This window comes from Anaerolinea thermophila UNI-1, assembly GCF_000199675.1.
In the GTDB taxonomy this organism is placed as follows: Bacteria; Chloroflexota; Anaerolineae; order Anaerolineales; family Anaerolineaceae; genus Anaerolinea; species Anaerolinea thermophila.
This window is the reverse complement of record NC_014960.1, coordinates 1,176,763-1,198,292: the sequence shown is the minus strand read 5'-3', so window position 1 is coordinate 1,198,292 and position 21,530 is coordinate 1,176,763. Positions and strand designations below refer to the sequence as shown.

Annotated in this window: 14 protein-coding genes; 4 read left to right on the top strand and 10 right to left on the bottom strand. The window is 52.5% G+C overall.

The genetic code is table 11. From position 1 onward, the window contains the following. Positions 1 to 220 precede the first annotated feature (220 nt). From ANT_RS05425 to cmk, 5 genes are read right to left on the bottom strand one after another with little or no spacing between them, the layout of a single operon-like run. On the bottom strand, positions 221 to 3,508 hold the full coding sequence (locus ANT_RS05425; protein ID WP_013559509.1) for an ATP-binding protein: 3,288 nt from the start codon (positions 3,506 to 3,508) through the stop codon (positions 221 to 223). A 48-nt stretch (positions 3,509 to 3,556) separates the two neighbouring features. Continuing rightward, on the bottom strand, positions 3,557 to 4,891 hold the full coding sequence (locus ANT_RS05420) for a C69 family dipeptidase (protein WP_013559508.1): 1,335 nt from the start codon (positions 4,889 to 4,891) through the stop codon (positions 3,557 to 3,559). Next, positions 4,884 to 5,975 carry a response regulator gene (locus ANT_RS16145; protein WP_013559507.1) on the bottom strand — a complete coding sequence of 364 codons (1,092 nt, stop codon included), beginning with the start codon at positions 5,973 to 5,975 and terminating at the stop codon, positions 4,884 to 4,886. The genes ANT_RS05420 and ANT_RS16145 overlap by 8 nt, the downstream gene beginning before the upstream one ends. An 11-nt stretch (positions 5,976 to 5,986) precedes the next feature. Beyond that, positions 5,987 to 7,996 (bottom strand): sensor histidine kinase, encoded by a 2,010-nt coding sequence (locus ANT_RS16140; RefSeq protein ID WP_013559506.1) that lies wholly within the window; start codon positions 7,994 to 7,996, stop codon positions 5,987 to 5,989. A gap of 6 nt (positions 7,997 to 8,002) precedes the next feature. Beyond that, a complete protein-coding gene (gene cmk / locus ANT_RS05405; RefSeq protein WP_013559505.1) occupies positions 8,003 to 8,683 on the bottom strand; it encodes a (d)CMP kinase in 681 nt (226 codons plus the stop codon). 132 nt (positions 8,684 to 8,815) lie between these two features. On the opposite strand from cmk, the gene ANT_RS05400 reads away from it, so the two are divergent. Further along, the gene (locus ANT_RS05400; protein WP_013559504.1) at positions 8,816 to 9,373 is read left to right on the top strand and encodes an ECF transporter S component; all 558 of its coding nucleotides are present in this window, start codon (positions 8,816 to 8,818) and stop codon (positions 9,371 to 9,373) included. Between the two features lie 64 nt (positions 9,374 to 9,437). On the opposite strand, the gene ANT_RS05395 is transcribed toward ANT_RS05400, so the two are convergent. Together ANT_RS05395 and ANT_RS05390 are read right to left on the bottom strand one after the other, a co-directional pair. Continuing rightward, the gene (locus ANT_RS05395) at positions 9,438 to 10,259 is read right to left on the bottom strand and encodes an energy-coupling factor transporter transmembrane component T family protein (protein WP_013559503.1); all 822 of its coding nucleotides are present in this window, start codon (positions 10,257 to 10,259) and stop codon (positions 9,438 to 9,440) included. Then, positions 10,256 to 11,992 carry an energy-coupling factor transporter ATPase gene (locus ANT_RS05390; protein WP_013559502.1) on the bottom strand — a complete coding sequence of 579 codons (1,737 nt, stop codon included), beginning with the start codon at positions 11,990 to 11,992 and terminating at the stop codon, positions 10,256 to 10,258. Before ANT_RS05390 ends, ANT_RS05395 begins: the two co-directional genes overlap by 4 nt. A 99-nt stretch (positions 11,993 to 12,091) precedes the next feature. Between ANT_RS05390 and ANT_RS05385 the strand changes: the two genes are divergently transcribed. Genes ANT_RS05385 through ANT_RS05375 form a run of 3 tightly spaced genes read left to right on the top strand, consistent with a single transcriptional unit; the run spans position 12,092 to position 15,484 of the window. Then, positions 12,092 to 13,522, top strand: a complete 1,431-nt coding sequence (locus ANT_RS05385) for an aspartate kinase (RefSeq protein ID WP_013559501.1) — start codon at positions 12,092 to 12,094, stop codon at positions 13,520 to 13,522. A gap of 12 nt (positions 13,523 to 13,534) precedes the next feature. Beyond that, a complete protein-coding gene (gene asd, locus ANT_RS05380) occupies positions 13,535 to 14,593 on the top strand; it encodes an aspartate-semialdehyde dehydrogenase (RefSeq protein WP_013559500.1) in 1,059 nt (352 codons plus the stop codon). Between the two features lie 12 nt (positions 14,594 to 14,605). Then, on the top strand, positions 14,606 to 15,484 hold the full coding sequence (locus ANT_RS05375; RefSeq protein ID WP_013559499.1) for an EamA family transporter: 879 nt from the start codon (positions 14,606 to 14,608) through the stop codon (positions 15,482 to 15,484). A 54-nt stretch (positions 15,485 to 15,538) separates the two neighbouring features. Here ANT_RS05375 and ANT_RS05370 read toward each other — a convergent pair whose 3' ends face one another. From ANT_RS05370 to cydD, 3 genes are read right to left on the bottom strand one after another with little or no spacing between them, the layout of a single operon-like run. Further along, a complete protein-coding gene (locus tag ANT_RS05370; RefSeq protein WP_013559498.1) occupies positions 15,539 to 17,947 on the bottom strand; it encodes a VIT domain-containing protein in 2,409 nt (802 codons plus the stop codon). A gap of 41 nt (positions 17,948 to 17,988) precedes the next feature. Next, positions 17,989 to 19,740 carry a thiol reductant ABC exporter subunit CydC gene (gene cydC, locus ANT_RS05365; protein WP_013559497.1) on the bottom strand — a complete coding sequence of 584 codons (1,752 nt, stop codon included), beginning with the start codon at positions 19,738 to 19,740 and terminating at the stop codon, positions 17,989 to 17,991. Continuing rightward, positions 19,737 to 21,473: a thiol reductant ABC exporter subunit CydD gene (cydD, locus tag ANT_RS05360; protein WP_013559496.1), complete on the bottom strand. Its 1,737-nt coding sequence runs from the start codon at positions 21,471 to 21,473 to the stop codon at positions 19,737 to 19,739. The genes cydC and cydD overlap by 4 nt, the downstream gene beginning before the upstream one ends. Between the last annotated feature and the right edge of the window lie 57 nt (positions 21,474 to 21,530).

Genomic DNA, 21,530 nt, shown 5'->3' with positions numbered 1-21,530 from the left:
AAAAGCCTCCTGTTCGAAACCTGATGGAACGCTACAAAACAGAGCCATGCGCCTCGAATCCGAACAAAGGCGCTGGCTCAAAAATCGAAAACGACAAAACTATAGAAAGCATGCAATCTGCAATTATATCACGCTTCTTGTTGATTGCAACATTTTTTAAGATTTTATATACGGTTTTCTTCTACTTTCCCCCTCGGACGGGATAATTTTACCACAAAAATTACCCTCTAACCGGTTGAGTGATGGGTTGACGCAAAGGAAGTTCCACAGAGAAGGTACTCCCCTTTCCCAACTGGCTTTCTACCCATACCCGTCCATGATGACGCTCGACAATCGACTTAACGATAGCCAGCCCAAGCCCGGAACCCCGTTGCTGGTAGGATTCCCGTCGTCCACTGCGATAGAATTTCTCGAAAAGGCGCGGCAAATCCAGTGGAGCAATCCCAATTCCTGTGTCTACCACCTTCAACACCAGACTTTCCGATCTCTCTTCCAGGCGAATGCTTACTTTTCCGCCTGATGGAGTGTATTTAATGGCGTTTTCTACCAGATTATAGAGGGCTTGCTGAAGCAAGGCACGATCACCTTCTACGATCACTGGCGCAGTAGACTGCCATTCTTTCTCCAGTTCAATTTGCTTTTGGGTTGCCTGTAATTGGAGTGCGTTAAGGACTTCATCAACAACCTGGGAAACCATCACCTTTTCAATCTGCAAACCGATCCCGGCTTCGATGCGCCCCAAATCCAGCAGGTTATTCACCAGCCGGGACATGTTTTCCACCCCACTGATGATTTTCTGAACATAGGCTTTCTGCTGTTCATTCAATTCCCCCACCATTTGCAACATGGTGGTATACCCTTTCATCAGGGTCAACGGAGAGCGCAAATCGTGGCTTACCGTTGCCACAAAGTCGGACTTAATCTGGTCTAATTCCTTGAAATGGGTGATATCCCGCAAGGTGCAAATCCGCCCTACGGGTTTGCCTTCAGCGATAACGGCTGATACGCTGGCATAATACACGCGATTATTCGGGAAGGTGATTTCTCGAGAAAGCACCCGGCGATCCAGCGGGGATTTCAAGAGGGTAACCAAATCGGGTTGAGCAATCACTTCGTGAACAGGCTTGTTAGGTTCTGCCATAAGCAACAACCCTGGCACCTGCAAGGCAGCCTGGTTGAGCAACAACAAGCGTTCTTTCTCATCTATCACCAGCACAGGTTCAGGAGAAGAAGCGAGAACAGATTCCAATCGCTGACGTCCAATCTCTGCCATGGCATACAGGCGAGCACTGGCGGCGGCTACCGCTATCTGCCCCGCCAGTGTAGAGAGGAAACGAATTTCTCCATCCCCAAAGGCGTGAGGTTGTTCATAAGCCACCCAAAGTACACCAAAGTACCGTCCTTCATGCCGGATAGCAATCGCCGCCAATGCTCCCGGAAGGGTTTTGCCAGACGGCAGAGATAAACGTCGCATCCGCGCCGGGTTGGGGAAACTTGCCATATCATGTTGTTCGGCAAATTCAAACAAAGGCACATCCAGATAAGCAAATGCCAGCGAGAGTTTACCCTCTCCAAAAGAGACGATGTTCGTCTCAGGGGCTTCCAGCATCACATCTCGAATCAAAACCACTCTTGCCAAACAGGCGCCATCCTGCAAAGCAGCATGTAAGACAGGTTGTACTGCTTTCTGAATGTCCAGGTTTTGGGCAACCCCCTGCGAAACTACCAGTAAACGGTTCAGTTCATCCAACCGGGCTTTGAGGCTCTGACGCATCTGTTCAAAGGCATGTCCCAAGTGGGCAATTTCATCCTCACCCCGGATGGGCAGAGGGCGGTCCAAATCACCCCGAGCAATCAGGTTGGCTTGTCCAGCCAGTTCTCGTAACAGATACACTACCGGCGTCAAACCAAGGCGTAAAAGGATGAACGCCAATGCCGAAATTACAATCAGAATGAGAAGCAGTGGAATGGCAATGCGCAATGCCAGTTGCTGAGTATATTCGGCAGGAACAAAAAGTAAAACCGTCCAGGGTCTTCCAATAGTTTGGCGGGCATATACATAACTGCGCCGGCCATCCGGTGAGAGTCCATCCTGGAAAGGCGCCTCAGGAATTACGCCAGAATATTCAGAGATCCCCTTCTCATCCACAGGGTAAATGACCGTCCTGTTTTCATCCAGGAACAAGCCAGTGCCGCCAAATTTTTCCTGAATCTGCTGGATGGCATGAACTGTTGCCTGAGTAAAGGGATTGGAAACCAGATCGGTACGCCCCACCAAAACTGCCTTAACAATGCCATCCCCGTCCTTAACTCCGGCAAGGAAAGAAATTTGTGCCGAAGGCTCTCCCTCAACGGCAGGTACAACATAAATTTGCGACGGGACACCCCTTAACGCCAGTTTGACCCCGGCTTCCTCTTCCTTACTCAACTGCACAACCTGAATATCATTTTGCGGGTAAGCCGCAACGACTTTGCCTTCCTGGTTCACAAAGACCATCTCCCGGAAGAACGGGACTGATCGCAAGCGCGTGGATAATTGTGCTTCTAAAGCCTCTGAAGGCATCTTCAATAAATCAGGAGTCGCCAGCGTCAGGATAAGGCTTTGCCCGGCTTCCAGAAAATAGGGAATGCTTTCTGCCGCCATTTGAGCGGTGCTCGCCAGTTGATCCTGAACCAGTTGACGTGCAGCGTTACCCGCCACCAGCCAATCACCCACTGTAAGGGTAATAAACAGAACCGCTACAAGTGGAATGGTGCCAGCATAGAACCGGGTCTTTAAACTGCTCTCCACAGGGGCTGGCAGAAGCGGCCCCATACACCCCCACCAGAGGGGTTTGGTGAGGTAAAGCACCTCCCCCACCACACTGGCAAGGATCATCTCGCCTCCGCGCGCAACCATGATCCACCAAGTTTGGGTAATGGCATAATCCAGCCTGACTGCCAGCGAGCCATTGGCGGCAAACAACATGGCGAGCATGTACACCGGGCTGTAAAGTATTGCCAGGATCAACCCAGCCCCCAATGGATGTCGCAAAATCTGGAAAAATGGGGTGCGATAACGCTGACGAACTGCAAAACTATACACCAGCGCCAGCCCGGCAATTTCCAGCGGGGTGAAGGGGCTGTTGGTATTGAAAAGCCCCAACAACAAACCGGTAAAAGCCCCCGTCAGCATTGCCGGAAGGGGTCCCAGAATCCCTGCCGCCAGCACCCAGGGAAAGGCACTGAAAATAAGTATCATGGGCTGAACCGACCAGGGGATTCCCGGTAAGGGCACCCCTTGCCCGGGCAGGCGAAGCGCCATGGTGAGGGCCGTTACAGGGACCATGGCAAGAAGAATCAGCCAAAACCACCAGCGGCGTCGCAAAATACCGGACGGATTTTCCCAAACGGCTTTCAAACCCAGTAAAACGACCCCGGCAAAACCCAACCACCCTAACCAGCCGAGAATATGGTTAGGCATAATCATCTGGGATGGGGTACGGAGGAAACCGGGTATGAATTCCATAGGACTCTGGTTCTGGCTCGATTATAGCATTTATCTGCGCTCCGCCGTTTATACGATGGGCATTTTTGCCTGTTGATTAAATTTGCTCCATGCCCACCGGGTATAAAAGCGTCGATGCTCCTCTCCCTCGCTCCGAACGGCTTTCAGCCATCGCTCTTCAGCCTGTTCTGCCATCGAAAAGCAGGTCTGGACATAACGCATTCGTTCGTCCAGTGAGGCTTGCTCATCAGGCAAGTCTTGCAAGAAACGTGCCTCTAAGGCATCTCTCTCGGCACGATAAAGCGCTATCCGCTGAGGATAATTCTCCAACGTTTTGCGATGTAATCGTTCATGCCGCCACCAGAGACAAGCGGGATCAAAGAAAGCAGTTGGAGTCGGTTCCGATTGCCAGGGAATGGGGGTATCCAAATAAAGCGGTTTGAAGATAGACGTACACGGCGCGGCAGTAGCCGTGACCCACACACGTACTCCATCTTCACGCAACTCAAAAACCGCTGAACCTGCAGTTTGACTGCCACGAACAGGTCCCCAGCCAGCATGCATACAGACATCGGCCCCATGAACGGCAACATCCGGACGCCAGTTTGGCTCATCTTCTCCCTGCCCATGCACCCTCAGCACCCGGAATGCCTGAAACAACTGAACAGGATGCTGAGACTCCAGAAGCAAGCGCGTTGTACAGGATTGCCGGAAACGCCCTGCGCCAAAAGTCGTATACAAAAAGTCCGAATAAGCCCGGGAAAAGGAAAAGTCTTTGCCTTTGGGTACCCATCCCTGTTGACGCGCAAAAGCAATGGCTTGGGGTGAAATGCGATCCCAGGTTTCTCCAATGGTTAACGCGTTTGAGATGGTGCGAATTCCTTTGACCTTTTCTGCCACCCAGTGCGTTCCTGCTGTCTCCAGTACCCAGGCTTCCCTGGGATCAGCAATCAGGAAACTATTATGGTAGTAAAACCCATGGGTTAAACCACAGTTTCCGCCCTGACCATACTGCTCCAGAAGTTCTACAATGACGTTTAAAGCCCCTTCTGCGGAAACAGCACGTTCCAGTGCCAGGCGAAGCAAATCCATCCCTGTAAGTTGGGCATCCTTCAGGTAAGGCATTCGGGTGAACACGGCTTCATTCCCTATAGCCACACCATGCTCGTTCACCCCCATCTCCGCCCCCCAAATCCAGAACGGCTTCATGAGAAGCACCGCAAAGGTATGACGAACCTGAGGGATCTCCCGATAGGTACAACGCACGCTTGCACCTTCCGGGTAATCCTGAGCGGGTATGAAAACTACCTGATGGGCTTCATTGGGTTCCCGATCAGAATTTTTCCCTAAGAGGGTTCCCCGTCCCCCAGTTTTTTCGGATAAAACGACAAAAGTATCACACATGGAAAAGCCCCCTTTCTCTGTTCTCACTTTTCAAAGAAAAATGCATCTCGGAATGAGGGGTGCCGGGATTGAATGTAAAACTCCCCTCATGAAAGTCGGCGATTGTCGCCATTAACCGCAAAGAAAGAGGGGTTTTCTCGGCAGACCATTCGGCAGTGTATTCTTCAACCAACAGATGAACCGGTGTATAAACCAGGCGAACCTCATAGCGGTTCGCCGAAAGGTTCTTCCCCTCCAAGACAATCTTCTCTCCCAGAGAGGATTTGGAAAAAACCCACCCCAGCGCACACTCGAGAAGATTTACCAGCCATTCTTCTCCCATCGCCAGAGATACAGGCTCCAGGTCAATGGCAAGATCGGCGGCTCGATCCTGCTGTTGGGCAAAAGACATTGCAATGTCGCGCATCACCTCATGAGCAGAAAAGGTAATCAGATTTCGTAAAGCCTGAACCTGCTCCAGGTCTTTCTCAATCCGGAAAATACGGTTCAGCAAAACATACTGACGAGCAGAATTCAGCAACTGATAAGTTTTTTTGTACACATCTCTGCCTAATTCACGCATTTGACTGATGTGACCGGGAAGTTCCATACCGCTCATCAAGGATTGGGACAACGCCAGCAAATACTGAATCGGAGCAATCAGGTCGTCGGGTAAATCCTTCAGGGCTTGTTCAACGGTATGAGCGTGATGATGAATGGCTGTTTCACCGATATGGCGGTGCTTTTCCAGACGACGCTGTACCGCGGTCAGCAGGTCCTTACGGGTAAAAGGTTTGGTAATGTAATCATCCGCCCCCAGATTCATCCCCAGACGTTGATCTTCCCGTTCCACCCGAGCAGTAAGGAAAATGAAGGGAATAGCCCGCAGACGCGGCTCCTGACTGATACGCGCCAGGAAAGTGAATCCATCTACCCGGGGCATGCGCACGTCACACAGGATCAAATCCGGCGGGTTTTGCCAGATCAACTGGAGTGCCTGTTCCCCATCACTGGCTTCCTGTGTTTCGTAGCCCTCGGCTTCCAGCAGGTCCACGATATTGGCACGTACCATTTCTTCATCTTCAACAACCAGAATGCGGGTCATACTGCATCCTTCTATAAAGGTTGAGGCAGGTGAGGAAGGGTGATGCTTACAACCGAACCGTGATTCAGTTCACTGGAAAAATCAATCGTCCCATGGATGCGCTCCAGGGCTTTGCGTACAATCATCAACCCCAAACCACTTCCAGGGATGCCCACCGTGTTACTGGCTCGGTAAAACGGCTCAAAAACCAGGGGGATTTCATCCGGCGGTACCCCCATGCCTTCATCTCGAATCTGAATCTGATATCCCGACTCCACAGGGCGAATCGTGGCATAAACCCACGTTTGAGGGGAAGAATACTTGATAGCGTTGGTAAGTAAATTTTCCAGCACTTGCCAGAGTAAATCAGAGTCCGAAAGAAGCGTGGGATGCTGTTCTTCACACTCCAGGAAAATCTTCCGCTGTGGATCAAGAGCATTCTTGACCGCATCGGCGCATTCTCGGAAAAGATTGCGCAAGTCCACCGGTTGCACGCGAAGTGGCTCCCGCGCCGTTTCCAGGCGCAGGACTTTGAGAATGTCTTCCAGCAAGACATTCATCTGTTGAGCGGCGGTCTTAATGCGGTGCAGGTGCTGAGAAACTTTGTCCCAATCCCATTTCTGTCCGTAAGTTTCCAGCAATTCAGTCGAAGAAAGGATAGCACTCAAGGGAGTGCGGAACTGATGAGAGGTCGCCGAGAAGAGATAAGAGCGTAACACAGCCTCTTCCTTCTCTCGCTGGAATTCCCTCTTAATGGCTTCCGTGGCACGTTTTTCCTCCGTAATGTCGTGAGCAATGAGCGAAAAATTCTGCACCTCACCGTTTTCATCGTGGTGCGCCAGGATGGTCATCGAAAGATAAACCGGTTCACCCGTGCCAGGATCCCAATCCAATTCCCCCCGCCACAAGCCATCCTGGTGAAGCGCCGGTAAAATTTTCTCCACCACAATCGGATGATTTTTGTACTTCTCGTACAAAGTACTGCGGTGTTGAGCAATCGGGGTATGTTCATCCAGTCCCAGTAGACCCCGAGCGCTTTTATTCAAGTAAACTACCCAGCCTCTGGCGTCGGTAATCGCAATGGCTTCACCCGCTTCCCAGATGATGTCCAGTAATCGCCGAGAGGACAATTCCAGCGCTCTGCGCCTCCCCACTTCTGCCTGCAATTCCCGGCGCACGGTCTCATAAGCCGCAGAGGACTCTTTGACCTTACGTCCCAAATCGGCGCTGATTTGTTTCAAACGATATTCCACCTGAACGTACGAGGTGACATCCTGCAAGGTAAGAACAAGCATAGGCTCATTCATGAGATCCATCGGCTCAAGGGCAATGCGTCCATGGAACGTTTTTCCCGTTGCAGTGGTCAGGGCACGTTCTTCGGTCAATGAATTGCCAAAACGGGCATGTCGGTAAACCAGTTCCTGAAAGCGATAAGGGGTCTCGAGCATGCCCAGCGTAACCAGATCTTTGCCAATCAATTGGGAACGTGGCGTTTCCAGCATTGCGGCAAAACGCTCATTACAATCGTTGATGGTCAGAGAATCTCCCGAAACCAGCGCAATACCCAGAGGATTGGTGCGAAAAACGCGCTCGAAGCGTTCCCGCATGACCTGACTTGTCCGCAGGGTCTCTTCTTTTTCGGTCACATCCATCCCCATGCCAATGACGAAAGCCACTTTCCCCTCATCATCGCGAATTACGGTGTTGGACCATTCAAAGTAACGCATCTCTCCCCAACGGGTAATCCAGGGATTACGGTAACGATTGGGGAGCCCAAGACTGAGCAGTTGCTCAAAAATATCCTTTACCCCCTTTTTTTCCTCAAAAGGCAGGAACAAATCCGCCAGATTCATGCCCTGTACTTCTGTCTGCGTGTAACCGGTGACTTCCTCGGCTGTGCGATTGAAGAAGACAATGCGAAATTGCGGGTCGAGCACCACAACGACCCCTTGAAAAGTGTTGAGCAAATTTTCCAGGGCATTCCGGGACTTCAGAAAGTCCAGGAATTGACTCTGCAGTTCGTGAACAGGCGGCTTTTCCATGAATGACTACTCTATGTGGGCAAGTTTCCGCACCTGTTGCATCACTTCTTCAATCGTCAAACCATCCGTCATAACGACATGAGCATCCCCGGCGATGCGCAGTGGGGCGACTTCTCTGGTAGAGTCAATTTCATCGCGCTTCCTGAGATTTTCGAGAATCTCATCGTAGTTGGCATCCATTCCCCGGCTCTTATTTTCCAAATAGCGACGGCGAGCACGTTCTTCGAGGCTTGCATCCAGATAAATCTTCAACTCAGCCTCCGGAAGAACCACCGTGCCGATATCCCTGCCAACCATGACCACTTCACCCCGCTCGCCAATGCGCCGCTGTTGCCGGGTCATGGCAGCACGCACCCCGGGATACGCAGAAACAATGGAAACATGGGCATCCACCTCGGAAGAACGAATCGCCCAGGTAACATCCTCTCCATCCAACAGCACATCGGCTTTTCTCCCATCGTCCTTGCTTGGAGGACGCACATCAATCCATACCCTCTCGGCAAGGCGGGTGACCGCCTGTTCATCCCGTACATTCCCCAGGCGGCGAAGCGCGGCAAGTGTGACCGCTCGATACATCACACCGGTATCGAAGAATAAATACCCCAGTTCGTTTGCCAGTTTTTCGGCAATGGTAGATTTTCCCGACGCGGCGGGACCATCAATGGCTATGGTTTTCGGTTTGTTCATGGTTTCAATTATACGTAAGTTGGGCAATCATCAAAGAGGAAATTTGAAGGCTAACAACTTGTTTCCATTCCATCCAAATGGCGAAGATGAGGGTTAAAATAAACGTCCGAAACCTTTTCATGGAGAGAGAATATGCCCGAAGAAAGAACTCGAAAAATTGTCATTGCCGGCATCATGAGCGCGATTGCCATTTTCCTGGGTGTTACCCGCCTGGGATTCATCACCTGGTTTTCCGGCGCTTCTCTGACCATCATGCATGTTCCCGTGATCATCGGAGCCATCCTGGAGGGACCGGTGGTAGGTCTGGTGATTGGCTTGATTTTTGGGGTATCCAGCATGATTCAAGCCGCAGTAGCCCCCGGCGGACCTGCGGATACCCTGTTCACTAACCCGCTCATCTCCGTTTTGCCCCGCCTGTTCATTGGACCCGTTGCCTGGCTGGTCTGGAAATCTTTGAAGAACCTGCCTGTAGTCGGTTTAATTGCCGCGGGGGTGCTTGGAAGTTTGACCAATACAATTCTGGTTCTTGGGATGATTGCTGTGGTTGCCAACTTCTCTCCTGCGCAATTGCTTCCCATTGTCGTTGCCAACGGTTTACCCGAAGCCATTGGCTCAGCGCTGATTGTGCTGGTGGTGGTAGGCGCCTGGTTGCGCATCCGCGTGGGGAGAAAACAGGGCGCTAACCTGTAAAATTCTGAAATGCCTTTTCAAAAAATCCCGCGAATCAATCGGCGGGATTTTTTTCTTTCAGGAACTAAATACTCAAAATGAGGATTCCTGTCGCCCCCATCAACACCAGCGCCAGAAAGTCTTTTCCGGTAAAACGATAGGCATAGAAAGACCCACGATCCCGCACACAGCCATAAGCCCGCGCATCCATGGCTAATGCCATATTCTCTGCCCGATGCAGACTCGCCAGAAAAAGGGGAACAATGAGCGGGAGAACCTGACGCACCCGCTGAAGCAGTCCTCCGCGCTTGCCCTCCCAATCGGCTCCACGGGAAACCTGGGCTTTGGCGATGCGCTCGGCCGTTTGCGCCAGAAGCGGCAAAAAGCGCAAGGTAACCTGCACCATCATTCCAAGGTCCTGAGCAGGAAGCCCCAACTGGTCGAAAGGTTTCAGGAGAGCATTCAACCCATGCGACATTTCACTGGTAGAAAGGGTAAAAGAAAGCAAAGAGAGTATCAACACCAGACCAGTGAAACGCAAAAGTAACAGCCCACCTGCCAGCAAATCTGCCCGGGTAATGGAAAACCTCCCCAGAGGGACCAAGACAGGGGAATCGGTCGGACTGGTATTGAGGAACACCTGCAACACGGCAAGGAAGAGGATCAACGGAAGAGGCGATGCCATGGCACGTAAAGCAAAACGTAGAGGAATATGTCCCAACCATAATCCCAGTAAGCCTATCCCGATTCCCAGCAACAACCCCCGCAACTGAAAACTAAAGGTAAGCGCCAGAACCAACCAGGCATACCCCAACAATCGGGCACGCGGGTCAAGCCGGTGAAGAAGCGAGTCCACCGGCATATATTGCCCAATGGGAACACTACGTAAAAACTCAAACCGGCTCATCTCCGCTTCTCCATAATTTGTTCCAACGAGATGAGCAACTGTTCAGGCGTCACAATTCCTGTGGGCAGGTTCCATCCTGACTCCCGAAGGCGCTGAGCCACCTGTGCGGCAATCGGGGCTTCCAGTCCAATCTCTACCAGATGTTCGTTCTGCATGAAGACTTCCTGAGCCGTTCCTTGAAGCACATCCCTGCCCTTGCGGAACGCAGTTACTTCTTGCGAGAGAAGAGCCACATCTTCCATACGATGGGAAGAAACTACCAGGGTCATGCCTTCCTCGCTGGAAAGGTGGCGCAGTTTCTCCAAAATTTGCTGGTGGGAAAGTGGATCCAGCCCTGCCGTGGGCTCATCCAGCAAGAGGACCTCGGGACGATTCGCCAGCACCGACGCCAACGCCACTTTGCGTTTCTCTCCCCCGCTGAGGGTAAACACCAGGCGATCTTTAAAAGCCTCAAAATCCAATCCAACCAGGTCCATCGCCCAGCGAACCCGTTCCGCCAGATTCTCTTTCACACCCATCTGGCGGGGTCCAAAAGCAATTTCATCGCCCACGTATTGTTCAAAGAACTGCATCTCGGGGTTTTGCATGACCAACCCCGCCACACGCGTGACTTCACGGGTCTCGGTGTTCGGGTCAGTCAGGTCAAAATTGGCTACACGAACCTTGCCTTTCTGAGGTCTCAAAATGCCATTGAGGTGCTGTAAGGCAGTAGATTTTCCTGAACCGGTAACGCCAATGAATGCGTGGGACGAACCTTTCTTAACACGCACATTCACATCCACCAGCGCCGTATGTGCCATCGGCGTCCCTGCCAGATAGGTGTGGGCCAGATGCTCCACCTCAATCTGGATCTCCTGTGCTGGAGCAGAATTGTGCAGTTTTTCAGGAATCTTCTGATTTTCCTGACCATTGGGAGGTAAATGATGGAGCAACTCTGGTGTGGTCAGCACGTCGGGAAGTTCCGGGAAGAAAGCCCGCAGTCTGCGTGCTAGCGCCAGCGCAGGTGGCAGGGTCAATCCCCAGTCATCCAGTTGAGAATGACGGAACATTTCCGCCGGACTACCTTCGAATACCACCCTTCCACGGTTGAGGACAATCACCCGATCCGCCAGAGCGGCTTCTTCCATATCGTGGGTGACAAACAATACAGCGACACCATCAGCGCGCAAATTCTGCATTAGTTCCATTGCCATGCGTCTGCCTGCCGGGTCAAGCATGGTGGTGGCTTCGTCAAAGATAACCACATCAGGACGCATCGCCAGCACCCCCGCCAGCGCCAGACGTTGCATTTGTCCCGCCGAGAGCAGATGGGGCGAACGCTGACGATGGGCTTCCAGTCCTACCGCCATGATGGCTTCATCTACCCTGCGCCGAATTTCGGAGGTGGGCAACCCCAGATTTTCGGGTCCAAAGGCAATATCTTCTTCCACTGTGGTTGCCACAATTTGATCTTCGGGATGTTGAAATACCATACCCACCGTTTGACGAATGCGTTTCAAATTGAAACGCTCGCGGGTATCCAATCCACGAACAAATACTTTGCCGGATGTTGGAAGTAACAAAGCATTTAAGTGGCGCGCCAGAGTGGTCTTGCCGGATCCATTAGCTCCCAAAATGGCAACAAATTCACCCGGATAAAATGCCAGCGAAACATCTTCCAGAGCATTCTCGGATTTTCCCCCTTCGGTAGCGTAACGAAAAGTCACCTTTTCGGTTGTAATCAGTGGTTGCATGGCTTTTGGATTATAAGAGGGATGTCAGGCAAAGTCAATCATTCATCTTGACAACTATCCGTTATAATATGCCCAATTTTCCCATTGAAGGTCTGCTTTATGAACGATTCATCTCCCCGCACACTTGTAATGAAGTTTGGGGGAACCTCCGTTGGTACCCCCGACGCCATGGCGCAAACGGCTGAGATTATCCATAGGCAACGTACTCTGACCCCTCGTCTGGTTGTCGTGACCTCGGCGCTTTCGGGCGTGACAGACATCTTGCTCTCCAGCGCCATCGCCGCCGCTGAGGGAGATACCACCACCTACAACCAGTCCGTACAAACCCTGCGCGCCCGCCACGAAGCCATCATTAAAGCCCTGATTCCCGATCGTGCACGTCAGGAAGAGGTTAAAGCCGAAATTACTCTGTTGATTTTGGACTTTGCCAATCTCTGTCAGGCAATTTCGGTGCTGGGCGAAGCCACTCCGCGCGCGCTGGATGCTGTGGCTTCACTGGGAGAACGCATGGCTGTGCGCCTGCTGGCGGCAGTAGTAGATAGCGGCGGAACACCTGCCCAGTACCTTGAAGCCAACCGCCTGATCATCACCGATGACCACTTTCAGTCGGCACATCCGGATTTTGCCGCCACACAAATTGCCGCTCGAGCATCACTGAATCCAATTCTCGATCAGGGCACTGTGCCGATTGTAACCGGCTTCATTGGAGCCACATCTCAGGGAATCACCACTACCCTGGGACGCGGTGGCTCAGATTATACCGCTGCCATTCTTGGGGCTGTTCTTCCTGCCGATGAGGTTTGGATTTGGACCGACGTGGACGGGGTGATGACTGCAGATCCACGCATCGTCCCGGAAGCGCGTACTATCGAAGAACTTACTTATCGAGAGGTGTCAGAACTTGCATACGCGGGTGCAAAAGTCCTGCACCCCAAGACCATCCGCCCGGTGATTGAGGCTGGAATTGGGTTGCGTGTGCTGAACACCTTCAATCCGGAACATCCGGGAACACGACTGGTTGCCGAAAAGGCAACCCCGAACGGGAATGTGGTCAAATCGGTCACTGCCATTCGCGGGTTGAAGTTGATTACTGTAGAAGGTCGTGGCATGCTGGGCGTACCCGGTGTAGCGGCGCGTACTTTCGCCGCCATTGCCTCGACAGGCACAAGCGTTTCGTTGATTTCGCAAGCCTCATCTGAACAAGCCATCTGCTTTGCCGTGCCAGCTTCCTCGGCTGAGAAAGTCATTGCGGCTATCGAAAACGAATTTTACCGGGAAATTGCCGGAAAGGACATTGACCGCGTGTGGGCTACCAGTGAGGTGGTCATTGTCACCGTTGTCGGAGAAGGCATGCGCAGTACCCCGGGAATTGCCGGAAAAGTGTTCAGCGCACTGGGCGAAAAGCAAATCAATGTCATCGCCATTGCCCAGGGTTCGTCGGAAGTATCCATCAGTTTCGTGCTCAAAGCCGAGGACATTCGCGCAGCGGTTCAAACACTGCATGAACGGGTCATTACTCAGCCATCTTGAAGGAGGCTTACCATGAAACGCATTCCCGTCGGCGTCCTTGCCGCCACCGGTAGCGTGGGACAACGCTTCATCCAACTGCTGGAGGGTCATCCCTGGTTTGAGGTTGTGGCGGTTACAGGTTCTGATCGTGGCACCGGCAAACCTTACGGAGAGGTGTGCCGCTGGCTTTTACCCGGCGACATGCCCGAGCGGGTAAGGAATCTTCCTGTGTTACCGACTTCCCCGGAGGCAGTGCAAGTTCCCCTGGTGTTTTCGGCATTGCCTGCCGAAATTGCCCAGGATGCGGAACCAGCCTTTGCCCGGGCAGGAATCGCGGTATGTTCCAATGCCTCGGCATACCGAAAAGACCCTGACGTGCCCATTCTGTTGCCAGAAGTCAATCCTGATCATGCCCACCTCATTCCCGTCCAGCAATCTCGTCATCAATGGACAGGCTGGATTGCTACCAATCCCAACTGCACCAGCACCGGAATGACTGTTGCATTGAAAGCACTTCAAGACCGGTTTGGATTAAAACGAGTGTTTGCTGTATCCATGCAAGCCCTTTCAGGGGCAGGCTATCCCGGAGTGCCTGCGATGGATATCATAGACAATATCATTCCTTTTATCAGCGGAGAAGAGGACAAAGTAGAGTGGGAACCTCGCAAAATGTTGGGTACACTGGGGACGGGAGGCATCCAGTTGGCAGACTTCGGCATTTCCGCCCATACCAATCGGGTCAATGTCAGCGACGGACATACCGTCTGCCTGACGATTGAGCTGGAAATGCGCGCATCGGCAGAAGAAGTGAAACGGACACTGCGCGAATATCAGGCACCGGAGATTGCCTGCAATCTTCCTTCTACTCCATTGCCGCCTATCCTGGTTCGAGAAGAAGAAAACCGCCCTCAACCCAGGCTCGATCGCATGACCGGTAATGGCATGACCACCGTAGTGGGACGAGTGAGGGCTGACTCTCTTTTTGACATCCGTCTGGTGGTTTTATCTCACAATACCATTCGCGGCGCGGCTGGCGGCTCCATTTATAATGCCGAACTGCTGTACCGCATGGGCTATATTCCTAAACCTTGAGAGGAGTGAAGCATGTTAGAACTCGTACTGGTATCCCTGATCTGGGCATTTTCCTTTGGCTTGATTAAGGTTAGCCTGGCAGGGGTGGACTCGAACTTTGTGGCATTTGCTCGCTTATTTGTCTCGTTCCTTGTTTTCCTCCCCTTTGCCCGTCCTTCAAAAATCCCCCGCAACTTAGTCCCTCATCTCATTCTGGTTGGGGTATTGCAATATGGAGCAATGTACCTGGCTTACCTGAACGCTTTTAAATTCCTCAAAGCCTATGAAGTTGCCCTCTTTACCATCTTCACACCTATCTACGTCACCCTGATTCATGACCTTTTGGAAAAACGCTGGGAACGCCTGCACTGGTTAGCCGCAGTGCTGGCAATTGTCGGAACCGCCATTGTCAAAGGATTAAATGCGCTGGAAAGCGATTTTCTGTTGGGATTTATCATTGTGCAAATCTCTAACCTGTGTTTTGCATTTGGACAGGTGTACTACCGCAAAATTCTTCAACCCTATCCCGAACTGCGTGATCACACGATCTTCTTTTATCCCTATCTAGGAGGGTTTGCTCTGGCGGGACTGGCTACATTACTCTTCACCAATCTTTCCACCGTCCAGCCCACTGGTGCGCAATGGCTTGCACTACTTTACCTCGGCGCGGTGGCTTCCGGGATTGGCTTCTTCCTCTGGAACCGTGGAGCTCGCAAGGTAAATGCTGGCACACTGGCAGTGTTCAACGATTTGAAAATTCCTCTTGCCGTGGTGGTTTCGGTAGTAGTATTCGGCGAGAAAGCCAGCCTCCCGAATTTAATTGTGGGAGGGTTCATCGTATTGGCGGCACTGATGATTAATGAATATAAAAATATTCCTTTTCTCCGTCGCCAAGAAGCAGTAGAGCAGTAGAGTAATATCCATACGAACTACCAGCCCCTGGCATCTTTCCAGGGGCTGGCTTTTTTATTTGCGCTTTCGAGCAAGAAGAAACAATGCCACAATCGCACTTAACGGGAATAACCCAACGGAAGAGCACAGTCCAATTCTCGATGAAGATTTTTCGGCCTCTGGTGTGGAAACAAGCGGTGTAATCATATCCGTATTTTTTGGCGGCTTAGGAGTCGGTAGTTCGAGTGTTGGCACTGGCGTACCCTCTTCCGCCATTGGAACAACGCGATAGGCTTTGCCACCAACCACCACCAGGACGCGCTCCCCCAGCGCCAGAGCCGAAGCCGCCTGAGGATCGGACTGCACCAACTGGAAATAGGCATTTGAAAGGAAAGGAATTTCTACGGGCTTCATCCGGTCAGGGTCAAACAGAGTATCCACCCATTCGTTTTCCTTCCAGACAAAGGTACGGTTGCCCGCAATACGAATGGAAGCCGCCGAGCCTTTTCTCACCCCTTCTGAAGGGCTCATCGGAACGGCTTCGGCACTCTTCATTGCCCCTTCTTGCATGGAGCGATTGAATGCTTCTTCCCCGCTGACAACCGTAGGCATGGAGAGAGATTGCTGGTAAGCATCTTCCGCAATTTTCGACTGCGCTTCTGCCCCCAGAGGCATGGGTTCAGTGACCAGATAGGATGTGTAAGGGGTGATGATTCCATAGCGAATACTGAGACGCACAATCTGAGCAATGGTTTCGGGGTCTGCTCCATTCAGACGAATCTGTTCCAGCAAATAACCAATTTTGCGCATTGCCCACAGACGTGGCAAACCGACTTCGCTTCCCCCTGCCTCAAAACGGCTATCTTCCTTCAGAGAGAGGGAAGGAAAACGATAAGTGCGTGTCTCTCCGGAGATTTGCCCGCTCAACACCACCGTCACCTTTCCCGGCTGGCGGTAACGCCCGGTAATCACCACCTGAGAGCCGACAAACAAATCGGGCAACGGCTGAGGGTAAACATCGTAAACCTCTGTACCTTCCACGGTCAGAGTCAGGTCGGTGAGAACAGGGGTACTGATCTTCTCGAAAAACCCTGCCACCGCCTGGTTCAAGTCTTCTTCAGGGCGCACATACAAACTCAGCCCGTGATGCGCTAATGCCAGTTCATCCAGCAGGAAGGTATCCACATCATAGCCTACACCAAAGACGAAAAGACGCAGTCCCCTGGGAGCCTGACGAGCAAAATCATCGAGGATTTGTTCCCGGTCGGTAATGCCAACTGTAGGCAAGCCATCGGTAAGGAAAATCAGATAGGTTGGGCGTTGCGACCGAACAAACTGGATGGCATCTAGTAATGCCCGGTGAATGTTTGTTCCACCTGCGGCGCTCAAGCCTGCAACCCATTTTTGTGCTTGCGGGATGGCTTCCACACCTTCCATCTCCGGGGCAAATACCTCTACCTGATTGCTGAAGCTGAGCAAATTGAAGCGGTCTTGAGGGTTAAGCCGGGACAGGACATACTCCAGCGCCTGCTTTGCCTGCTGGAACTTCACCCCTTCCATACTCCCAGAACGATCCAGAACAAAAATCACGTCCTTAGGAATAGCCGTTTCAGGTGCCTGAATGCGCGGCGCCAGCAACATCAGGAAGAAGCCATCCGAGTCCTGCACATCGCCGGGGTCACGATAGGACAAAAGGTGTAGGCCTTCACCCTCACCCAGCAAAATCATCATTTCAAAGTCACGATCCGGGAGAATATTCTTCTCTTCATAGCGAATGGCCACTTCGTTCTCACCAAACCGCTCTGACCGAATCGAATGGGTAGGGGAATACGCCGAACGAATAACGCGGTGATCGCGAATCTGTACCTCGATAGAAACCTCTTCCAGTGGGAGAGCAGAGTACTTTTCGGTGTTCAGAGGATAGACATAACGCATCAGATCGTTCTCGGTCAGAAGGACCTGCTGATACTCCAAAGCAATGCGCCTTTCCCCTCCGGGTTCAATCGGAAATACTCGCGCCTGAACAGCTCCCCGCCCAATGTATTCCAGCAATCCTGGATCTTTAAGCGAGCGCACCATTTCTTCATAGATTCGGCGGGCTTCATCAGCGTTGAGGATTTTCCCCTCAACGGGTTGATCATCTACCCAGAGTTTGAACTCATTCACCACCGCCCCTGCAGGTAAAGGGAAAAGATAAACACCCTCTACCGCCCAGGAATTGGGATTGTAGAAAACCTGATCAACCCGGGTGGTTGCCAGTTGGTTTTCAATGGTAACACTCACACGGTGATAACGAATCACCAGTTGGGATAGGGGACGTGGTGGAACCGGCGGACAAAATTCGGGGATGCAGGGGACGGGGGGACAGCCTTCAGGCGGGCACGGGGGTGGAATGATAATGCCATCGGCTTGCACGGGGTTGGCAATCCCTAAAAACAACACGACAAACAACGGAACAATCCAAAGCCAACTACTCTTCGCCATACGCCCTCCTCAACATCTCTGCTGAGGATAAGACGCTGGCATTAACGCAACAGTTCCCCCTCGTCCAGCAAAGAACGCTGTAACTGCCAGGCTTGCGCGTACCATCCCCCTGCCTGCAACAAATCCGCATGTTTGCCTCGTTCGATGACACGTCCCCGCTGAAGCACAAGGATTTCATCAAATTCTTCCAGTTCTGCCAGAAAATGGGTGATGTAGAGGACAGAGCGAGAACCTGCCAGCCCCCACAACATGCGTAAAATGGTTCGGGCAGTTTCAGCGTCCAAACCGCTGACAGGTTCATCCAGCAGCCAGAACGAGGCTGGCTTCAGCAAAGCCCGTGCCAGAGCAATGCGCTGTCGTTCTCCCCCTGAAAGCATCTCTCCCTGAGCACCCAACCAGGTATCCAAGCCTTTAGGCAAGCGCCGTAACAGCGGTTGAAGTTGCACCCGTTCCAGCACCTTCAATAATTCTTCTTCTGAGGCTTGAGGCACCGCTAACAGCAAATTTTCCCGTAGAGTGCCGCTGAACAGATACGTCTGTTGAGACACAACAGCCAGATGCGTCCGCAGGTCTTCTCCCCGCAGATCACGCAGATTCCAGCCATTTACCCGCACCTGACCGCTGTAAGGCAGGCGGAAGCGCATCAATACCTGCCCCACCGTACTTTTCCCGGCGCCGCTTTCTCCCACCAGCGCCACACGTTTTCCTGAAGGCAAATCCATCCAGAAATCCTGCAAGGCGGGCTCGGTTCTCCCGGGGTAAATCAAGGTGACACCTTCAAAGCGCACATGGATTGGGGATGAGAGTGAGGGAACTGCCCCTTTTGGATCAGGCGCTTCGTTCGGGCGGTCGACCCACTCAAAGATTCGTCTTCCTGCCTGAAGGGTCGCCTCAAACTGCGCCGCCGCCTGATGGAGAGGCGTGACCGCCTCGAAGGACGCCATGACCATTAAAGACAGGACAGCCAGGTCTACACCGCTTATCTCCCCGCGCAGAACCAATTGCCCACCAAGCAAAAGAAGAAACCACACGGTTAAACCACTGCCCCAAAGCCCGGCAGAACCACCCAGTGCCTGCACCTTTGCCATGTGTACCTGAGTCTGCGACAAGGTTCGGTTCATTCGATGGAAATGCGCCTGTGCTTTCTCCACCCGTCCAAACATGATCCAATCGTTCATCCCCTGAACAACCTGGGTGGTAAAAGCGTTCAACTGCGAACGAGATTCAATCCACCGCCTTCCCGCATTCCGAGACAGCCGAATCTGAACTGCAGGAACCAGCACACCGGTGAGAAACATCCCCATCGCTGCCACCCATCCCAGCACCGGTGCCATTCTGCCACAAAACCACGAAATTCCCAGCGTCACCAGCCCGGCATTAAGGACTGGGGAAACCACCCGCACAAAGAAATTCTCCAGCGTTTCCAGTTCTCCCACCATGCGGTGGAGCAAATCGCCGCCCTGTTCCATTTCCAATCCTGCTGGTGCCAGAGGCTCAATGGCACGATACAACCACACCCGCAACCCGGCTAACAACCGCAAGTTGACATCGTGCGAAACCAGGCGTTCCAGATACCGTAACAGCCCGCGGACAATCCCAAAGAACCTCACCCCAACAATGGCTACCTGAAGTTCGGCAATCGAAGGACGCAAAGCCGCCGAAGCAATCAAAAACGCCGAAGTACCCAGCAAGCCCACTCCGCTGGCAACTGTGCCAAAAGAAAGAAGGATGGACAGGAAAACCTGCCCTGAGAAGGGACGGAGAAAAGAGATCAGACGGCGAAGGGTGCTCATGTTAAGCCTCCGTATTGTTGCACCCAACGGGAAAGCCGTCCCTCGGTGTGTAAAAGGGTGTCCAGATTGCCTGCTTCAACCAGATCCCCCTTTTCCAGTACAAGAATCTGGTCGGCAATACGGAGAACAGGCAAACGGTGGGCAATCAAAAGCACCGTCCTGCCCTCAAAAAGCCGCTCAAACACTCGTTGAAGCAGGGCTTCCTCCACCATATCCACATGAGCCGTAGGTTCATCAAGCACGATGAAAGAGGGATTGCGCAACAGTACCCTTGCCAACGCCAGGCGCTGTGCCTGACCACCGCTCATCTGGGCACCTCGCTCTCCAATGAGGGTATTCAGCCCCTCCGGCAATCCCTGCACCCAATCCCATAGATGAACCTGCTCCAGCGCCCACTGTATCTGTTCCCGACTGGCATTGGGATCGGCAAAGCGCAGGTTGTCAGCGATACTGCCAAAGACAATGGCAGGGCGCTGGGGAACCCACGCGCAGGCTTTCCGCCATTCCTCCAGAGAAATTGAGGATAGGGGAACATCTCCCACCAGAATTCTTCCATTCTGCGGAGTCAAAAAGCGCAGAAGAAGGTATGCGAATGTACTCTTGCCAGATCCGCTCTTGCCAACTAAAGCCGTGACTTTACCTTCCGGCAGGGTACAGGTAACGTTCTTCAAAGAAGGATCTTCTCTGCCAGGGTACGTAAAAGTGAGATTTTCCAGATGGATATCCCCATTGAGCGGGATCGCATTTGCCGGCAAGACAGAAGAGCCACTTTCTATCCAGGATGGTTCTTCCAGCAAGGCGAAAACCTTTTTTGCTGCTGAAATTCCATTCATGGCGGCGTGAAAACGCAATCCCAGGGTGCGCAAGGGGAGATAGAAGTCAGGTGCAATCACCAGAATGAAGAACGCCTGAGCGAATTCCAGATGCCCGTATAACAAGCGCAAGCCAATCTGCACCGCAATCAACGCCGTGCTGATCGTCCCCAACCATTCCAGGGCTAAAGCGGAAAGGAATGTCAAACGTAACACTTCCAGGGTGATTTTGCGATATTCCTCTCCAATGCTGGCAACCCGTTGGGCTTGGTCACGACTTCTCCCCAATTCCTTCAAGGTACGTAATCCCTGGAGTATGTCCAGCAAAACAGCGCTCAATCGCCGCAAAGCACCAAATTGCCGGCGCGTCAGACGCTCCCCAGTGCTCCCAATCAGCATCATAAAAAGAGGGATTAGAGGTCCAGTCAACGCCAGAATTACCCCCGAGAGCGGGTCCAGAGGAAACACCGTTGCCAGCACCAGCAAAGGAAGCAAAGCCGAAAGCACAACCTGAGGGAGATACTGGCTTAAATACCCATCCAGCGCGTCCACCCCTTCCATCAATGTGGCGACAACTTCACCGGTGGGACGCTGGGAAGTATAAACCGGTCCCAGTCGAAACAAATGAGCGAACAGCGCCTCACGCAACCGCTCGCGGATGCGTGCCGAAGCCGTAGCACTCAAGCCATCGCTGAGGTAAGAAAACACACCGCGCAGGAACACAACAAGCAAAAGCAAAATTAACCAGCGGGCGACAGGCTCATCCGAAGATTGAGGGAGAAAAACTCCGGCTACAAAACGACTGAAGAGAAACGCCTGCAAGATGGTCATGACGCCGCCCAGGGTCGCCAGAAGAAGTGCTCCGGCAAAAAAACCGGCCAGGGGAACTGTCCAGCGCAGTAAACGGCGATCCATGTACATAGGGCATATTATAGCGATGAAATTCGACCATTCGGAAGGGAAAAACTCTATAATAAG